Below are 17,549 nucleotides of genomic sequence, written 5' to 3'. Positions count from 1 at the left end.
CCTAATGAATAATTCAACAACTGAGGATTCAATAAAAGAAATAAATATTCAAGACATAATCAAGCCTTATTTAAGAAATTGGAATTGGTTTGTAGTTGTTCCTATTATAACATTACTGTTATCTTATGTTCTCCTAAAATTTGCGACACCAATATACAACACTCAAGCTTCTGTACTCATTAAAGATTCTAAAAAAAATCCTAGTGTAAGAGGTGGTGAATATGGTGTTTTACAAGACCTGTCTGGTTTAGGCGGAATGGGTACAAATAGTATTGAAAATGAAATTGAAGTTTTTAGGTCTAAGAAACTAATGTATGATGTAGTTAAGAAATTAGAACTACAAACCTCTATTTATACTAAGAAAGGGATTTCTACAAGAGAGCTTTACAAAGATACTGCTCCTTTTACTATTAAAGTGGTCAATGAAAAACCATTTTCTCAAATCCCTAAACAGCCAGTTTTTATAAAAATTTCAGGGGATATCATTACTTTATCTTCCGAGGAGTTGTCTGGTGATATTAAAACTTCTTTTAATAAGATCATTAATCTTCCATATGCAAATCTTATCATCGTAAGAAATCTTAATTTCAACAAAATAAAAGCAAAAGATTTAGACGAACTATATTTTAAATATTCTACTATTGATGATGTGACAGATCACTTTCAGTCAGAGTTAAATGTAAGTTTAATAAATAAGGATGCCACTGTTATAGGTTTGTCTTTGAATTATCCAAATTCAGATAAGGCGAAAGACATTATTAATAGCTTGATCGATATTTATAATAAAGATGCCATCAATGATAAAAACTCCGAATCAGCCAGTACCAGAGATTTTATAGATGAAAGAATAAGAATTATAGCCAATGATTTAGGAGAAGTAGAGAACAGAAAAGAGAATTTTAAATCTTCAAATCAGATTACAGATCTAGCTACTGAAGTTAAAATAAACTTAGAAACTTCTGCGGAAGCAAGATCAAAACAAATGGAAATCGAAGCCCAGTTAGAATTAACTAATGCATTAATTGGGTATATGGCACGACAAAAAAATGGAGAGATTCTTCCTGCGAATGTTGGCTTACAGAATGGTGATGCAGTCAGTAGCATTTCTAATTATAACCAATTGGTTTTAGAAAGAAATCGAATGTTAGAAAATGCAACCCCTCAAAACCCGCTTGTAATAGATTTAAATAAACAAATCAGTTCACTTCGTACGGGGGTGATGGAAAGCTTAAATAAAAACAAAACAGGTTTACAATTAACCAAAGATCAGTATTTGGCAGAGCAAGGAAAGGTTGCATCTAGAATATCAAAAATTCCGGCTCAGGAAAAACTATTTAGAGATATAGAGAGACAGCAACAAATTAAAGAGAGTCTTTATTTATTATTGCTTCAGAAAAGAGAAGAAACAGCAATTTCCTTGGCTGTTACAGCTAACAAAGCAAGAGTTGTAGACTATGCCAATACATCTCTTAAACCGGTATCACCAAAGAAAATAACTTTTTTTGCAGGGGCTTTATTTGTTGGACTTCTTTTACCATTTATTTTTATCTATGTTAAAGAATTACTTAATAATAAGGTGAAAACTAAACATGATTTGGAAGATTTATCCCATGGAAAATCAGTGATTGGTGAAATTCCAAGTTTATTAAAAGGAGAAGAGGAACTTGTAAAAATTAATGACCTTTCACCACTTGCAGAATCATTCAGGATTCTTATAACAAATATGAATTTCATGTTACCTAAAAAAAAGGAAGCACGAATCATTTTTGTTACATCTACAGTAAAAGGTGAAGGGAAAACTTTTGTATCGGTCAATCTTTCACTTACTTTAGCAACCCCTAGCAAAAGAGTAATCATCATTGGTTCCGATATAAGAAATCCGCAATTACAACGATACAATCCTGCTAGAAAAGGATTATTGGGACTTACAGAGTATTTGTACGATCCAAAAACTATTTTGAAAGATATAATCCATGTTTCAACATTTAACCCTTATTTGGATGTGATTTACTCCGGAAGTATTCCGCCAAACCCTACTGAGCTTTTAACCAATGGACGGTATGAAGTTTTACTCGAAGAGTTGAAAGATAAATATGACTATATTATTTTGGATACTGCACCTTTAATGTTGGTGACTGATACTTTCCTTTTTGCAGAAGCTGCTGACGTTACTTTGTATGTTACAAGATCTGGATATACAGAAAAAGGACTGGTAGAATTTGCTAGTAACAACATAGATTCCGGAAAAATTAGAAATGTAGGATTTGTTTTAAACGATGTTAGCAAAGATAACTTAGGGTACGGAAATAAATATGGATACGGATATCATGCTGAAGAAAAAAAATGGTGGCAAAAAATATTAAAAAAGTAATTAAGTATAGTACTTAATGTTTGTAAACTTGATATACTGAAAGTAGTATATTGCCCCGATTTGGTAAGCTAATTATGAATATAATGCTTATGTAAAGAAGGATAAAATAAAAAACAATATTTCTAAAAATGATGTTACAAGATAAAATATTATTAATTACAGGAGGGACAGGCTCTTTTGGAAATGCTATGTTAAGAGGCTTTCTTAATTCTGGTCTTAAAGAAATTAGAATTTTTTCTCGTGATGAGAAAAAGCAAGAAGACATGCGTATTGAATACAAAAATGACAAATTAAATTTTGTTGTTGGTGATATTCGTGATTTTGCCAGTATTAATAGTGCTATGCGTGGTGTAAATTTTGTTTTTCACGCTGCGGCATTAAAGCAAGTGCCGTCTTGTGAATTTTACCCTATGCAAGCTGTCCAGACCAATATTTTAGGGGCAGAAAACGTTCTTGAGGCTGCTGCGCAGAATAATGTAGAAAGAGTAGTCGTTTTAAGTACTGATAAAGCGGTTTATCCCATCAATACTATGGGAATGTCAAAAGCAATCATGGAAAAACTAGCTGTCTCCAAAGCTAGAGATCCAAGGGTAAAAGCTATAGAAGCGGTTTATACTTCAACGCGTTATGGAAATGTAATGTGTTCGAGAGGATCTATTATACCATTGTTCATCAAACAGATAAAAGAAGGAAAACCTCTTACCATTACAAATCCTAAGATGACCAGATTCATGATGTCACTTAATGATTCTGTAGATCTTGTGATGTTTGCTTTTGAAAATGGAAATCCAGGCGATATTTTTGTTCAAAAATCTCCAGCAGCAACCATTGAAACTTTGGCAATAGCGTTGAAAGAACTTTTTTCCGCAGATAATGAAATTCAGATTATAGGAGAAAGACATGCTGAAAAAATGTATGAAACTCTCTGTGCGAAGGAAGAAATGGCTAAGTCTGAAGATATGGGTGATTTTTATAGAATACCAGCTGATTTCAGAGATTTAAATTATACAAAGTACGTACAAACGGACGGACCAAAACTATTAACAGGTGAATATAATTCTGATAATACGCATCAGTTGAATGTGGAAGAACTGAAAGAACTTCTATTAACTCTTGATGAAGTTAAGGATGAATTAAAATCACACAAATCTGATAGCTAGTACAGTATGAAAAATATAATAATATTAGGTGCTTCCGGAATGGCCGGGCATATAGTGTATACTGTATTAAAGGAAAAATTAGATAAACAAAATTATAGTGTTTTTGGTACAACCAATAGCAATGATTTTTTAGATATTACTCAAAAATTAGATATTTTTAATACAGATGCAGTTGAAAAGTATTTATCTGAAGTAGAGCCTTATATGGTAATTAACTGTATTGGAGTTCTCATAAAGGGATCAAAAGAATTTCCAGATAAGACAATTTTTGCAAATTCTTATTTTCCGCACTTTTTAGCCAAGCTGGCATTTAAAAATTCGTTTAAACTAGTTCATATTTCTACAGATTGTGTATTTTCCGGTAAAGAGGGAGGATATACAGAAACTTCTGTTAGAGATGCGTCTGATATTTATGGCATGTCAAAAGCACTTGGAGAAATTATTGATGAGAAAAATCTTACCATTAGAACATCAATAATCGGTCCTGAAATAAAAGAAAGTGGAGAGGGACTATTTGATTGGTTTATGAAAACTAATGATAAAGATATTAGTGGTTATGAAAGCAATTTTTGGTCGGGAGTTACTACGTTAGAATTGGCTAATTTTATAACGTGGTTAATTGATCATAATGATTTTAATCAATTAATCCATCTGACAAATAATGAAGCTATTTCTAAATATTCTCTATTGAAAATATTTAATGAAGTATTTGAACAGCATAAAACTATAAATAATAATAGAGACTATGTATGTAACAAATCATTTGTAAATACAAATAAGAAGCTCGACTATCATGTTCCTTCTTACCATCAGATGCTTGAAGAACAAAAAGAATTTATGAAAAATCATTCTGATTTATACAAACATTATAAAATATAAGAATTGAAAAATTCAAATATTGCCAAACTTATATCAAACTATGGAAGCCGTCTGTGGTCGCTACTTTCTATTTTCATTTTTGTTCCTTTTTATATTCAAATTTTAGGAGTTGAAAATTATGCTGTCATTGGATTTTATGCACTGATACTTGGTATCATCAGTTTTGCTGATTCGGGAATGTCTTCCGCTGTTATAAAAGAATTTTCTCAAAACCATTCACCATCCTATAAATATAGTATTTTTAGAAGTATTGAGAATATTTATTTATTAGTATGTCTTATTACTATGATCGTTATAGTATTAGGTTCGGATTTTATTGCAGAGAAGTGGCTAAACTCCAATACAATTTCGATAGGGACGCTTTCTTATTACATATCTTTAATAGGCATAGGAGCTACGCTTCAATTATTAACATCATTATACTTTGGAGCTCTTTTTGGATTAGGGGAGCAGGTAAAGGCCAATTTTTATCAGATCATTTGGAATATTTTTCGTGCAGGTATGATTATACCTATTTTGATTTTTTATAAACCGGAGCTTGAGGTGTATTTTATCTGGCAGATTGTATGCAATCTCATTTATTTGGTTATTCTCAGAATACAGTCAATCAATATTCTGAGAAAATTAGATTCCAATCTCAAAAGATCTTTTAAAAAAATTCCGTCGAGTATTTTAAATTATATAGGAGGTATGCTTTTTATTGCAGTAATTTCAGCAATAAATATACAGGCAGATAAGATTATTACGAGCAGTATCTTTACTCTAAAAATATTTGGATATTATAATTTAGCTTCCATCATTGCGCAAATTCCTGTTATTTTTGGTACTCCGTTGGTAATGTTTGTATTTCCATTATTTTCAAAGTTTACATCTGATGACAAAAATATCAGTATTATTTTCGATAAAATTAGTTATTTGTTAAGTATTATTATTTTTCCAATTTCATTCCTGATTATTTTTTTTCCTGTAGAAATATTAAAATTATGGAATGGGAAAAATATTGAATCTGGAATGTTTGAGCCTTTAGCGCATGTAATCCGATTACTGATCACCGGATCTATTTTTTTAGCTTTACAACTTCCCTTATTTTACTTACTCTTATCTAAGGGAAAGACAAAATATACAATTTACCAGGGAGTTATTCAAGTTATTGTTGGAATTCCACTTTTATATTTTTGTGCCAAATATTATGGTATAGAAGCGGTGCCCTTTCCTTGGATTATAATTAATCTTGGATCTTTAATATTTTTACTGATCATAGGTTTTAAGTATTTTATAGACCTACATTTTTTTCATTATTTAAAGAGAATAATTGCTATTCCTATTTTTATCAGCTTCTCTATTTCTTTTTTATTTTATTTATTACATAAGCTAATTGATATCAATATAGTTTTGTATTTAGCATGTACAGGTATTTTATCAGTACTAATCAATATTGTGATTGATAATGTAATAAATAAAAGATATATCAAAGAATATAAACATTTATATAACTTTCCTAAGTAAAAATCATGAACAAGACACCACTTTTAAGTATATTAATAGCAACAAAGGATAGAGAGTTTTATTGTATAGAATCTATCAAATCTATTCTCAATTTCAATAGTGAAATTATTGAAATATGTATTTCAGATAATAGCGGCAGCACAAAAGTTAGGGACTTTGTACACCATACTAATTCAGATTTAATTAAATATATTCATACAGACGAGAAAATTTCATTTATTGAAAACTTTAACAGATGTATGGAGCTTGCAGAGGGTAAGTATGTAACTTTGATTGGTGACGACGATACCATTCTTAAAACATCAATAGAATATGCGATATACGCAGACAAAAATAATATAGAGAGCATTTCTTCCGCGAATAATATTTCATATTATTGGCCAGGCGCGCTAAATGGGTACCCGGAAGGTCTGGAAGAAATTTCATTACAATCAGATACAATTAGAACATTTTATCCCAAAAAATATTTATCTGAGTTATTAGAAAATGGATTACAGCACTATCTCCTTTATCCGCTTCCCAGAACATATCATGGGATTGTAAAGAGAGAAAAATTAATAGAAGTAAAAAATAAAACAGGAAAGTTTTTCGGTGGCCTGAGTCCGGATATCTACTCTTCAATATCATTGTCATGTATTATTGAAAAGCACTATATTACAGAGACACCATTGTCAATAGCTGGAGTATGTGCGAAAAGTGCATCGGCCAGTAATATACGAGGTGAGCATGCCGGAGAAATGTCACAATCTCCACTTTTAAATAATATTAAAGATTATAAGTGGAGTACCTACGTTCCTTATTTTTATAGCGTTAATACAATTTGGGCTGAATCTGCGATGAAAGCCTTAGAAGATATGGGAGAACTTTCTTTGATAGAAAAGTTTAATAAATTTAGATTAATGGCCCATGCTACGATCAATAATAGAAAATCGATTCCCAAAATTATCAAACGTGAAAACCAATTGTTAAGAATTGAGAGCAAAAAAAATGAGGTCACTTTCTTTGGAATGATGCTTAAAGAATACACAGTGATAGTGAAAAATAAATTAGTTTTAGTACTGAAGTCTAAATTTTCAAAAAAAAGAAAATTTTCTTATACACAAGTTAATACTATTTCCGATGCAATATCTAATTTCGATAATCTAAACAATAAATAATGCTATTTTATTTATTCCCATACATATATATAACTTTTGTTTCTCTGAACTTGTATTTCCGTAAGATAAAAGTTAATTTTTGGACCCTTGTTTTCTTGTTCATGCCAGCACTTTTAGTCGTAGTATTAAGAGGAAATGTAGGGACTGATAGTTTCTTCTATCTAGCTCTGCTCCAAGATTATAAAATGTATGGAGAAAGTCCTATGAGGTATGAACCTGGGTTTGAATTCTTAGGTAAAGCACTTGTCTTTCTTGGTGCTTCTCCAAGAGCAGGTGTTGCATTAATAGCGCTCATATCATCAGGTATTCTATTTAAAGTATATTCTCGTTCGAGAAATGAAATGATTTTGCTGGCTTTACTTGTATTTCCCTTGTTTTTTTATGATTTTACCATGAATGGTATCCGTTATGGATTGAGTTTTTGTGTAGCAACATTAGCTGTAGACAAATTATATCAAAAAAAATATAGACAATTTGCAGTTTGGGGAATAGTAGCATTTTTGATACAATACTCTTCATTACTGATACTGCTTCTCTTTGTAAGTGTACTTATTAAAAAGAAGTACCAGATCTTTTTTGTTGCTATATTATCATTATTTATTATTGTTTCTCCTAGTATGTTCTCTTTTTTTATGGAGCGTGTCTCCAATAAAAGTGAAGATTATAGTCAGTTATATGCTCCGAGCTTTGTGTCCGGTTTGGGACCACTTTTTGTAGTTCTATTAATGTATGTCAACTTTTTATGGTTTAATCGCGGTGAAAAATATTCTAAATTAGTTCATACCATATTTATATGCGAGTTATTATCATTTATTTTTGCCAAATTTAGTTATGCAGGGCTTAGATTTCAAGGAGCATTTATGTATTGTATGATTATATATTTAAAGAATAATTCAAAAAAAATAGACCTTCCCTGGAAATACACGGTTAATTTGGCTATAGTAAGTGTTTTCTCAATCCTATTATTTGCCAAAAATATTACAACAGTTGTACAAGACGAACTAACTCCATTTTTACCCTATCACTTTTTCTGGGAAGAGAAATATCCTGACAGATTATGAAAATTTCAGTTATAATACCAATGTTCAATGCAGAAAAGACCATCATCAAATGTTTGAATTCTGTAGTAAATCAGCTGCCGCCAGATGACCTGGAAATAGTGATAGTCAATGACGGTTCAACAGATAAGTCCCATGACATTGTTGAAAAATTTATTAATGAAAATACGAATTTTAATATCAAATTAATTGATCAGGAAAACAAAGGAGTTTCTGCAGCAAGAAATTTGGCAATTCGTGAATCAAAGCATGATTTTTTAGCTTTAATTGATTCTGATGATGTCTGGCTACCTGGAAAATTAAAGCATCAGTCAGAAATTTTGTTAAAATATGATGCTGATTTTATTGGAGCACTGCACAACAATATGCCTTTAGGCTTTCCATACAAGTTGGAAGGTGATATATTTAGAGTGAGTTTTGAAAAGTTAATGATTAAAATGGCACCTTCTACCATTACTTCACTCTTTAAGAAAGATCTTATTGAAAGAGCAGGATTTTATGACGAGAAACAAAAGTATACAGAAGATGGTAATTTATGGCTGAGATTTAGTAAATGTGGTAAAATGATCATCCTGAATAAAAATTATGCAATAGCGGGCGATTTCAAACCATTGTTTGGGCAAAGTGGATTATCAGGTAATTTAAAAGGAATGTATAAAGGCGAAATAAAGAATATTAAAGATATGCTAGGTCTGAAATATATCAACAGTTTTCAATACTTATTATATTTTTCTTACATTACATTAAAATATTATCGTCGTATCATCATTGTAAAACTAAGAAAGTAAAAATATGGTGTTTAAAATTTTCTGGATTATTAGATACTCGTTATATTCTATTTTCTTCAAAAAAGCTGGATTTCCAGGATATTTAGGATCTCCAATCATTATTTTGGGGATGAATAAAATAAGTATTGGGAAAAGAGTTAGAATATATCCTAATGTCCGATTGGAAGTTCATGGAAAAGATTCGGCAATGATTATTGAAGATAATGTCGGGATTTCTCAAAATGTACATATTACAGCAGGGGGAAATTTAGTTATTAAGAAATCTGCAACAATTTTAGCAAACACTTATATTACGGATATCGATCATGAATATGAAGATATTGATATACCTGTACTTCAGCAGAAAATGAAGGTGAAAAAAACGGAAATAGGTGAGAATTGTTTTATAGGAATGGGAGTCGCTATTCAGGCAGGAACGATATTGGGTAAGCAATGTATAGTTGGATCAAATTCAGTAGTTCGGGGGATATTTCCTGATTATTGCGTTATTGCTGGTACACCCGCAAAAATTATAAAGAAGTATAATTTTGAAACAAAAACTTGGGAAAGAGTTTTATATTAAACAAAAAAACTTATATTAATTTGAATTCCATTAAAGTTCTTTTTTTTATTTTTCTTTTGGCTGTGAATTGTAATTTGAATTCACAAACATTGGTATTGGCAGATGATGGGCAGTCAAAATATAAAATTATTGTTGCTTTAAACGCTGATAAAAATGAAATTTTTGCAGCGTCTGAATTCCAGAGATACTTTGAAAACATTACGGGCATCAAGTTGGCTGTTGAAAAAAATAAAGGGTTTGAAAACAAATATTCTATCTTTGTTGGAAATAGAAATAGATTTGAAAATATACCAAGTGTAGAAGATGACGGAGTTATTTTACAAACTAAGGAATCTAATCTAATAATTTCTGGTGGAAAAAATCGAGGTGTTTTATATAGCGTTTATTCTTTTTTTGAGAATTATTTGGACTGTGAATTTTTTGCACTAGATGAAATAAAAATTCCAAAAAAAAGAAGTGTTTCTATTCCACAGCTTAACTACATCTATTCCCCAGTATTTAATTTCAGATCTTATTATTCTCTTGAAAACTCTAATAAAGCATATGCAGATTTTCATAAACAAAATTACTTTTTTGAGAATAGATTGTATCCTGCTCATTCATTAGCCTGGCTGTTGCCTGCCGAAAAATATTTCAAAACACATCCAGAGTATTTCGCGCTTATTGATGGAAAAAGAAATCCATCTCAAATATGTTTCAGCAGTGAGGGAGCATTAAATGAGTTGTTGAAAGTACTGAAACATGAAATGGAGGTTACTCCAAATGAAGTATGGTCTGTCAGTCATTTAGATTCGCCCAATTATTGTCATTGTAATATATGTGAAAATAAATATAAAAGAGGAAACGGTTTTAGCGAGACATTAATTCCTTTTGTGAATAAAGTAGCAAAGGCATTTCCAGATAAAACAATCAGTACTTTAGCCTATAATCAGTCACTTCTTCCTTCTAAATTTGAGCTGCCTGCAAAAAATGTGGAGATCATGTTTTGTTTTACTAATGTTGATAGAAGGTATGCTATTAATTCTGATAAGAATAAAGAAGCCAAAAGATTTATAGATGCTTTACAGGATTGGAAAAAACAGACAAGCAATATCTTTATATGGGATTATAATGTCAATTATTTTCATTCCCTGTTCCCCTTTCCGAACTTAAACACGTTAAAGCAAAATATTACATATTTTAAAAATACTGGTGCAAAAAAAGTATTTATAGAGGGTATTGGACCTCAACAGGGGGAATTTTCCGAACTTAAATCATATGTGGCATCAAAGCTTTTATGGAATCCAAATGCTGATTATGATCTGCTAATGAATGAATTTTTAATGAATTATTATGGAGAGGCATGGAAAGATATTAAACAATATATTCAAACTCTTGAAGTGAATGTACAGAAATATAATAACCCTCTTGATGTATATGCAAATCCTGTACAATATAAAAATGGTTATTTAAGTGAGCAGAACATTCTGATTTATAAAAATATTTTAGAGAAAGCACTTGATAAAGTTAAAACAAAGCCTCAATATATTAATAGAATAAAAAAAGAAATGCTATCTATTGAATATGCAGAACTTGAAATTTATAGTAATGCAGTGAATGCGCGTAGTGATAAATCAAGTAATGAAAAATTCAATAGAAAATTGAATTCTTTTAAACAGGAAGCAAAGAAATTAAATATAACATATTTAAGAAATGCTGAATTTACAGTTGATGAGTTTATAAAAACAAAAAGTAGATAAATAGCGAATAATGAAAAATATACTTATTACCGGAGGAGCCGGTTTTATCGGAAGTAGCTTAGCAATTAAATTGATCGAAAAGGGTTACAAAATTACAATTCTTGATAATCTTTCAACCCAGATTCATGGGGAAGATCCTGAAACTACATCGCCTTTATACAATAAAATAAAAGATAAAGTCAATTTTATCAAAGGAACTGTAACTTCAAGGGAAGATTGGGAGCAAGCTTTAAAAGGACAACATGTAATTGTGCATTTAGCTGCAGAAACGGGCACTGGACAGTCTATGTATTGTATAGAGAAGTACACAGAGGTAAATATACAGGGAACCGCTATTATGCTGGATTTGCTGGCTAATAATGAAAATAATATAGAAAAAATCGTGATTGCATCGTCCAGATCAATTTATGGTGAAGGAAGATATCGTCATCCGGAACTTGGCATTGTTTACCCTTCCCACAGAAAGGAAAATGATATGTTGAATGGAGATTTTGAAGTGAAATATAAAGACGGACAAAATTTAGAATTACTTGCAACTGACGAAGATTCAAAAATTCATCCATCTTCAGTTTATGGGATTACAAAGCAAAATCAGGAACAGATGATTATGACGGTTTGCCCTACCATAGGGATTGCTCCTGTAGCTTTCAGATATCAAAATGTATACGGACCTGGCCAGTCGCTGTCTAATCCATATACGGGAATCTTGTCTATATTTTCTACGCAAATAAGAAATGGAAATGGGATAAAGATTTTTGAAGACGGTAAAGAAACTAGAGACTTTGTGTATATAGATGACGTAGTTAATGCCACAATTCTTGGAATAGAAAAAGAAGAAGCCAATGGTGAGGTTTTCAATGTTGGTACTGGGGTTCCTGTAGACGTTTCTACCGTAGCTAATACATTAATTAGTTCATATAACATCGAAGTTCCTGTCACTATTACTGGGAATTTCAGATTAGGAGATATCCGTCATAATTTTGCAGATCTGTCAAAAATAAAATCTAAATTGGGATTTGAACCAACGGTCTATTTTGAAGAAGGAATAAAAAATTTCTCAAACTGGGTATTGCAACAGGAAATTCAGGAAGATAAACTTAGTGACTCTTTAGCGGAAATGAAAGCTAAGGGTTTATATAAATAACAAATTAATTGTATAGATGCTTCAAGGAAAGAATGTTTTATTAATTTCCATCCAATTTTTTAATTATGAAAATCTGATTAAAAAACAGTTAGAAAATATGGGGGCTCAAGTTGATTTATTTGACGAAAGACCTTCTAACTCATTTTTTAGTAAAGCTATTATTCGTTTTAAAAAAGAAATGTACGCCGTTAAAATAAACCAATATTTTAAAGGAATTATTGAGAAAATTAAAGACGTAAAATATGATTATTTCCTTTTGATAAAAGGAGAGGCTACCCCTAAATTCTTTCTTGATTTTTTAAAGTCTAATAATCCGGGTATTCAATTTATTTTTTATACTTATGATTCATTTAAAAACAACTCAAATGGCTTAGAAATTTTAAACTATTTTGAAAGCCAATTCACTTTTGACAGTGAGGATGCCCTACAATATAAAATGAATTTCAGACCTTTGTTCTTTGCTCAGGATTATGGAAATTTAAACGGAAAGAATAAAGAGTTTCAAAATGATCTGGCGTTTATCGGAACTGCCCATTCAGACAGATATTCAATCAGTGAAAAAGCTAAACTTTGGTGTAATCAGCATCATTTAAAAATGTTTACTTTTTATTTTTCACCAAGTAAACTTCTTTTTAAATATAGAAGGCTCACAGATAAAGAGTTTAAGAATTTCGATTATAAAAAAATTTCATTTAGAAGTCTTTCACATCATGAAATAGTTGATATTTATAATAATACAAAGGTGATTCTGGATATTAATCATCCTGGTCAAAATGGATTGACAATGAGGACTTTTGAGACCTTAGGTTCTGGAAGAAAACTCATAACAACCAATCCTATCATAAAAAGATATCCTTTTTATGATCCACAAAATGTTTACATAATAGAAAGAAAAGATATTCAATTTGAAGAAGATTTTTTTAGATCAGATTTTAAGCAAATTGATCCGGAAATTAGAGAAAGTATGTCCTTAAAAGGATGGGTAAATGAAGTATTTGGAATTTCTTCCATACAACATTGGAAACAGGTTTTAAAACAATAATATGAAGATTGCTATTTTTGGAGGCTCAGGTTTCGTAGGAAAAAACCTGATAAAAACCTTACAGTCAAAGTTTGATATTCAGGAGATTTCGTTGAGAAATAGTTTTTGGCAGAAAACTATTGACAAAGAGACAGACATAATGATTAATTTAGTAGGTAAAGCTCATGATCATAAGGGTACTGCTACTGAAAAGGATTATTATTTTGCCAATGTAGAGCTCGCCAGACAAATAGTAGAAGAGTTCAAAAAATCTGATGCTTCCTTATTGATTCATGTGAGTTCAATTGCAGCTTTAGAGGAGCTTGGGTCTGATAAGCCTCTGGAAGAAATTGATCATTGCCGCCCCCTATCTTTATACGGCAAGACTAAAAGAGAGGCAGAGAAATTACTTCTTGATGAAGATCTTCCAAAGAATAAGAAAATAATAATTATTAGGCCGCCAATGATTCATGGACCTGGAGATAAGGGAAATCTTGGATTGCTATATAAAATGATTTCTAAGGGAATACCTTATCCATTAGCTTCTTTTGAAAATAATAGATCTTTTTTATCTATAGAAAATTTTTGTTATTATGTGGAAGAAATAATAAAAAAGAAGAGTGAAATAAGTTCGGGAATTTACCATATCTGTGATGATGAATCTGTTTCTACAAAAGATATTATTGAAATTATAGGAGAAGTTACCCGAAAAAAAACGGTTAATTTATCTCTACCTAAAGTAATAGTACAAAAGATGGCGAAGATAGGAGATTATATCCCTTTTCCTCTCAATACCAAAAGATTAAAAAAAATGACAAGTAATTTATTGGTTTCAAATGAAAAAATTAAAATGTCATTAGGAGTAGAAAAACTTTCTGTTTCCGCTAAAGACGGACTTATAAAAACAATTAAAAGCTTTCAAACAAAGTAATGGAATATATTTTTGTCACAGTAATATTATTTATTTCAATTTTGATATATTTCAGAATAGCCGATAAATACAATATTATAGATAAACCCAATCATAGAAGTGCACATACGCAAATTACCTTAAGAGGAGGTGGAATTATTTTTCCTGTTTCATTTATTGTTTTTTGTTTATTCAATTTCAATGAGGTAATTCAAAATTATTGGTCTTTTGGATTAGGACTTTTGGCTATATGTACCATTAGTTTTATTGACGATATTAAAACTTTATCAAATAAAATCAGGCTTTCAGTTCACCTGATTTCAGTGATTTTGCTTCTATACTTTACAGGAGCTTTTACCTTGATGCCGTTTTGGGTATGGCCTATACTGTTTGTGATTATAATCGGAACACTGAATGCTTATAATTTTATGGATGGTATCAATGGAATGACGGGGCTTTATAGTATTGTAACTCTAACTTCCTTAGCGTATATCAATAAGGAAATCATTCAATTTACAGACGAAAACTTTATACTGTATCCTATCATGGCATGTATAGTTTTTCTTTTTTTTAATTTTAGAAAAAAAGCGAAATGTTTTGCAGGCGATGTAGGAAGCATGGGAATAGGTTTTTGGGTAATTGCACTGATTACATTACTCGTTATGAGAACAGGAGATTACAAATACATTTTGTTACTATCCATTTACGGAATGGAAGTAGTCCTTACCATCATTGAAAGAATTGTTTTAAAAGAAAATATTTTTGAAGCACACAGAAGACATCTTTATCAGCTTTTTGCTAATGAAAAGAAAATATCACATTTATTGGTAAGTTCTGCTTATGCTGCTTGTCAATTAATAATTAACTTATTTTTAATTAACTCACAATTTCCTGTTTGGGCTGTTATTTTGATTATATTTATTCCCACAGGAGGAATTTATTTAGGGTTGAAATGGAGTTTAAAAAAGGAATATAATTTATAGATACCAAAAATGAAAATAAAAGAAACACCCTTAAAAGATTGTTACATCATTGAACCGACAATTTTTGAAGATGAAAGAGGATACTTCTTTGAAAAATTCAATGAAAAGAAATTTGAAGAACTTACTGGAATGAATGGACATTTTGTACAAGACAATATATCCAAATCTTCCTACGGCGTTCTTCGTGGTGTTCACCTGCAGAAAGGTGAACATGCCCAGGCAAAATTAGTTTCATGTTTGGAAGGGAAAGTTTGGGATGTCGCAGTAGATCTTAGAGAAGACTCGCCAACATTTGGAAAATGGTTTGGGATTGAGCTTACCCCTGAAAACAAATTTCAATTGTATGTTCCAAGAGGATTTGGACACGGTTTTTCTGTTTTGAGCGAAACAGCCATTTTTTCGTATAAATGCGACAACTTTTATCATAAAGATTCTGAAGGAAGTGTGATCTGGAACGATACGGATCTTAATATTGATTGGAAATTACCAGTTGAAGCCATCATACTTTCCGAAAAAGACCAGTCTCTGCCTGCATTCTCTGAACGCAATTTTTAAATAAAACATTGAAAACCACTTTATAAAAGTGGTTTTCTTTTTTTGAGTCTTACTCTTTATAATTTTGTATCTTTGCACACTCAAAATCAAAACGATGCGCACAAAATCTGTAGGGAAGAAGAAAATCAATGTGGTTACACTTGGATGTTCCAAGAATGTATACGATTCTGAAGTATTAATGAGCCAGCTGAAAGCTAATGGTAAAGAAGTGGTTCATGAAGACCGTGGAGATATTGTGGTGATCAATACATGTGGGTTTATTGATAATGCAAAAGAAGAATCTATCAACACAATTCTTGATTATGTAGAAGCAAAAAACAGAGGCGAAGTCGAAAAAGTTTTTGTTACAGGATGTCTTTCAGAAAGGTATAAGCCGGATCTTATTAGAGAAATACCGGATGTAGATCAGTATTTTGGTACAAGAGATCTTCCTATCCTGTTGAAACATCTTGGAGCAGATTATAAACACGAGTTGGTAGGAGAGAGATTAACGACAACTCCCAAGCACTATGCTTACCTCAAAATTTCAGAAGGCTGTGACAGACCGTGCTCTTTCTGTGCAATTCCCTTAATGAGAGGAGGACACGTTTCCACACCTATTGAAAAATTGGTTTTGGAAACTCAAAAGCTGGCGAAAAAAGGAACTAAAGAGATTATTCTTATTGCGCAGGATCTTACGTATTACGGTCTTGATATTTATAAAAAACGCGCCCTTGGAGAGCTTTTAAAAGAATTGGTGAAAGTTGACGGTATCGAGTGGATTCGTCTTCACTATGCTTTCCCAAGTGGTTTTCCGGAAGATGTTCTCGATATCATCCGTGAAGAACCAAAAGTATGTAACTACATAGACATTCCTCTTCAACATATCAATTCTGATCTTCTGAAATCCATGAAAAGAGGAACAACTCATGAAAAAACGGACGCATTATTGGCGAAGTTTAGAGAGAAAGTTCCAGATATGGCTATCAGGACTACTTTGATTGTAGGATATCCGGGAGAAACTCAGGAAAGATTTCAGGAATTAAAAGAGTGGGTAAAAGAACAGAAGTTCGACAGACTGGGATGTTTTACCTATTCTCACGAAGAAAACACCGGCGCTTACGTATTGGAAGATGATGTTCCTCAGGAAGTGAAGGAAGCAAGAGTAGAAGAGATCATGGAGCTGCAATCGCAGATTTCCTGGGAGAAGAACCAAGCGAAGATCGGTAAAACATTTAAATGTGTATTTGACAGAAAAGAAGGCAATTATTTTATCGGAAGAACAGAGTATGATTCTCCGGATGTAGACAATACAGTTCTGGTTTCTGCTGAGGAAACTTACATCTCTATAGGAGAGTTTGCAGAAGTGAAAATAACCTCTGCTGAAGAGTTTGATTTGTATGGTGAACTTGTCTGATAATGTGTCTTTTATCTAATTGCATTATTTCCATGCTTTTAATGGATAATTAAAAAGATTAATAAAATTTAACACAATTGGTACAGTCGTTAAATTCTTGATAGATCTGGTTTACAGTGCGTTATTGTTTATATAGATAAAACTCTATTATTTTTTTTTCATAAAATGAATAAATTCAAAAATTATGTCTTAAATTTGCGCAATAAGCAATGTTTTAAAATCAAACACTTCAAGCAGTTGCCAATTTAAAAGACTTAAAATTTTCTTAGTCTTTAAGATAAGCACAAGTTGAGATGCGTTTTCTATTTTGGAAAATATTG

General features: G+C 31.3%; 15 protein-coding genes. All 15 read left to right on the top strand.

What is annotated here, in order from left to right; all coding sequences use genetic code 11:
• The first annotated feature begins 4 nt into the window (after window positions 1-4).
• Complete coding sequence (locus BW964_RS14050; RefSeq protein ID WP_076508124.1) at window positions 5-2,371, top strand: GumC family protein; 2,367 nt, start codon at window positions 5-7, stop codon at window positions 2,369-2,371.
• A 128-nt stretch (window positions 2,372-2,499) separates the two neighbouring features.
• Window positions 2,500-3,531, top strand: coding sequence for a polysaccharide biosynthesis protein (locus BW964_RS14045; protein ID WP_317044346.1), 1,032 nt, complete (start codon window positions 2,500-2,502; stop codon window positions 3,529-3,531).
• A 6-nt stretch (window positions 3,532-3,537) separates the two neighbouring features.
• Window positions 3,538-4,410: a dTDP-4-dehydrorhamnose reductase family protein gene (locus BW964_RS14040; RefSeq protein WP_076508122.1), complete on the top strand. Its 873-nt coding sequence runs from the start codon at window positions 3,538-3,540 to the stop codon at window positions 4,408-4,410.
• Between the two features lie 3 nt (window positions 4,411-4,413).
• Complete coding sequence (locus tag BW964_RS14035) at window positions 4,414-5,916, top strand: oligosaccharide flippase family protein (RefSeq protein WP_076508121.1); 1,503 nt, start codon at window positions 4,414-4,416, stop codon at window positions 5,914-5,916.
• Window positions 5,917-5,921: 5 nt separating this feature from the next.
• On the top strand, window positions 5,922-7,073 hold the full coding sequence (locus BW964_RS14030; protein ID WP_076508119.1) for a glycosyltransferase family 2 protein: 1,152 nt from the start codon (window positions 5,922-5,924) through the stop codon (window positions 7,071-7,073).
• On the top strand, window positions 7,073-8,134 hold the full coding sequence (locus tag BW964_RS14025; protein WP_084175885.1) for an EpsG family protein: 1,062 nt from the start codon (window positions 7,073-7,075) through the stop codon (window positions 8,132-8,134). Before BW964_RS14030 ends, BW964_RS14025 begins: the two co-directional genes overlap by 1 nt.
• Window positions 8,131-8,919 (top strand): glycosyltransferase family 2 protein, encoded by a 789-nt coding sequence (locus tag BW964_RS14020; RefSeq protein WP_076508116.1) that lies wholly within the window; start codon window positions 8,131-8,133, stop codon window positions 8,917-8,919. Before BW964_RS14025 ends, BW964_RS14020 begins: the two co-directional genes overlap by 4 nt.
• A gap of 4 nt (window positions 8,920-8,923) precedes the next feature.
• The gene (locus BW964_RS14015; RefSeq protein ID WP_076508114.1) at window positions 8,924-9,481 is read left to right on the top strand and encodes an acyltransferase; all 558 of its coding nucleotides are present in this window, start codon (window positions 8,924-8,926) and stop codon (window positions 9,479-9,481) included.
• A 20-nt stretch (window positions 9,482-9,501) separates the two neighbouring features.
• Complete coding sequence (locus BW964_RS14010; protein ID WP_165789176.1) at window positions 9,502-11,220, top strand: DUF4838 domain-containing protein; 1,719 nt, start codon at window positions 9,502-9,504, stop codon at window positions 11,218-11,220.
• 10 nt (window positions 11,221-11,230) lie between these two features.
• On the top strand, window positions 11,231-12,364 hold the full coding sequence (locus BW964_RS14005; protein WP_076508111.1) for an NAD-dependent epimerase/dehydratase family protein: 1,134 nt from the start codon (window positions 11,231-11,233) through the stop codon (window positions 12,362-12,364).
• A 16-nt stretch (window positions 12,365-12,380) separates the two neighbouring features.
• Window positions 12,381-13,406 carry a WaaS/CpsH family glycosyltransferase gene (locus BW964_RS14000; RefSeq protein WP_076508109.1) on the top strand — a complete coding sequence of 342 codons (1,026 nt, stop codon included), beginning with the start codon at window positions 12,381-12,383 and terminating at the stop codon, window positions 13,404-13,406.
• A gap of 1 nt (window position 13,407) precedes the next feature.
• On the top strand, window positions 13,408-14,316 hold the full coding sequence (locus tag BW964_RS13995) for an NAD-dependent epimerase/dehydratase family protein (protein ID WP_076508108.1): 909 nt from the start codon (window positions 13,408-13,410) through the stop codon (window positions 14,314-14,316).
• Entirely contained in the window at window positions 14,316-15,278 is a 963-nt protein-coding gene (locus BW964_RS13990) for an MraY family glycosyltransferase (protein WP_076508106.1), read from the top strand. The genes BW964_RS13995 and BW964_RS13990 overlap by 1 nt, the downstream gene beginning before the upstream one ends.
• A gap of 9 nt (window positions 15,279-15,287) precedes the next feature.
• Window positions 15,288-15,833 (top strand): dTDP-4-dehydrorhamnose 3,5-epimerase, encoded by a 546-nt coding sequence (rfbC, locus tag BW964_RS13985; RefSeq protein ID WP_076508105.1) that lies wholly within the window; start codon window positions 15,288-15,290, stop codon window positions 15,831-15,833.
• Between the two features lie 94 nt (window positions 15,834-15,927).
• Window positions 15,928-17,229, top strand: a complete 1,302-nt coding sequence (gene rimO / locus BW964_RS13980) for a 30S ribosomal protein S12 methylthiotransferase RimO (RefSeq protein WP_076508103.1) — start codon at window positions 15,928-15,930, stop codon at window positions 17,227-17,229.
• Window positions 17,230-17,549 lie beyond the last annotated feature (320 nt).

It is taken from the genome of Chryseobacterium shigense, assembly GCF_900156575.1.
Classification (GTDB): Bacteria; Bacteroidota; Bacteroidia; order Flavobacteriales; family Weeksellaceae; genus Chryseobacterium; species Chryseobacterium shigense.
The sequence above is the reverse complement of the archived record's forward strand: the minus strand, read 5'-3'. Positions and strand labels throughout refer to the sequence as shown.

Coding starts and splice junctions, on each gene's coding strand:
- BW964_RS13995 (WP_076508108.1), top strand. CDS start 13,408: ATGAAGATTGCTATTTTTGGAGGCTCAGGTTTCGTAGGAAAAAACCTG.
- rfbC (WP_076508105.1), top strand. CDS start 15,288: ATGAAAATAAAAGAAACACCCTTAAAAGATTGTTACATCATTGAACCG.
- BW964_RS14045 (WP_317044346.1), top strand. CDS start 2,500: ATGATGTTACAAGATAAAATATTATTAATTACAGGAGGGACAGGCTCT.
- BW964_RS14000 (WP_076508109.1), top strand. CDS start 12,381: ATGCTTCAAGGAAAGAATGTTTTATTAATTTCCATCCAATTTTTTAAT.
- BW964_RS14050 (WP_076508124.1), top strand. CDS start 5: ATGAATAATTCAACAACTGAGGATTCAATAAAAGAAATAAATATTCAA.
- BW964_RS14040 (WP_076508122.1), top strand. CDS start 3,538: ATGAAAAATATAATAATATTAGGTGCTTCCGGAATGGCCGGGCATATA.
- BW964_RS13990 (WP_076508106.1), top strand. CDS start 14,316: ATGGAATATATTTTTGTCACAGTAATATTATTTATTTCAATTTTGATA.
- BW964_RS14030 (WP_076508119.1), top strand. CDS start 5,922: ATGAACAAGACACCACTTTTAAGTATATTAATAGCAACAAAGGATAGA.
- rimO (WP_076508103.1), top strand. CDS start 15,928: ATGCGCACAAAATCTGTAGGGAAGAAGAAAATCAATGTGGTTACACTT.
- BW964_RS14020 (WP_076508116.1), top strand. CDS start 8,131: ATGAAAATTTCAGTTATAATACCAATGTTCAATGCAGAAAAGACCATC.
- BW964_RS14015 (WP_076508114.1), top strand. CDS start 8,924: ATGGTGTTTAAAATTTTCTGGATTATTAGATACTCGTTATATTCTATT.
- BW964_RS14005 (WP_076508111.1), top strand. CDS start 11,231: ATGAAAAATATACTTATTACCGGAGGAGCCGGTTTTATCGGAAGTAGC.
- BW964_RS14025 (WP_084175885.1), top strand. CDS start 7,073: ATGCTATTTTATTTATTCCCATACATATATATAACTTTTGTTTCTCTG.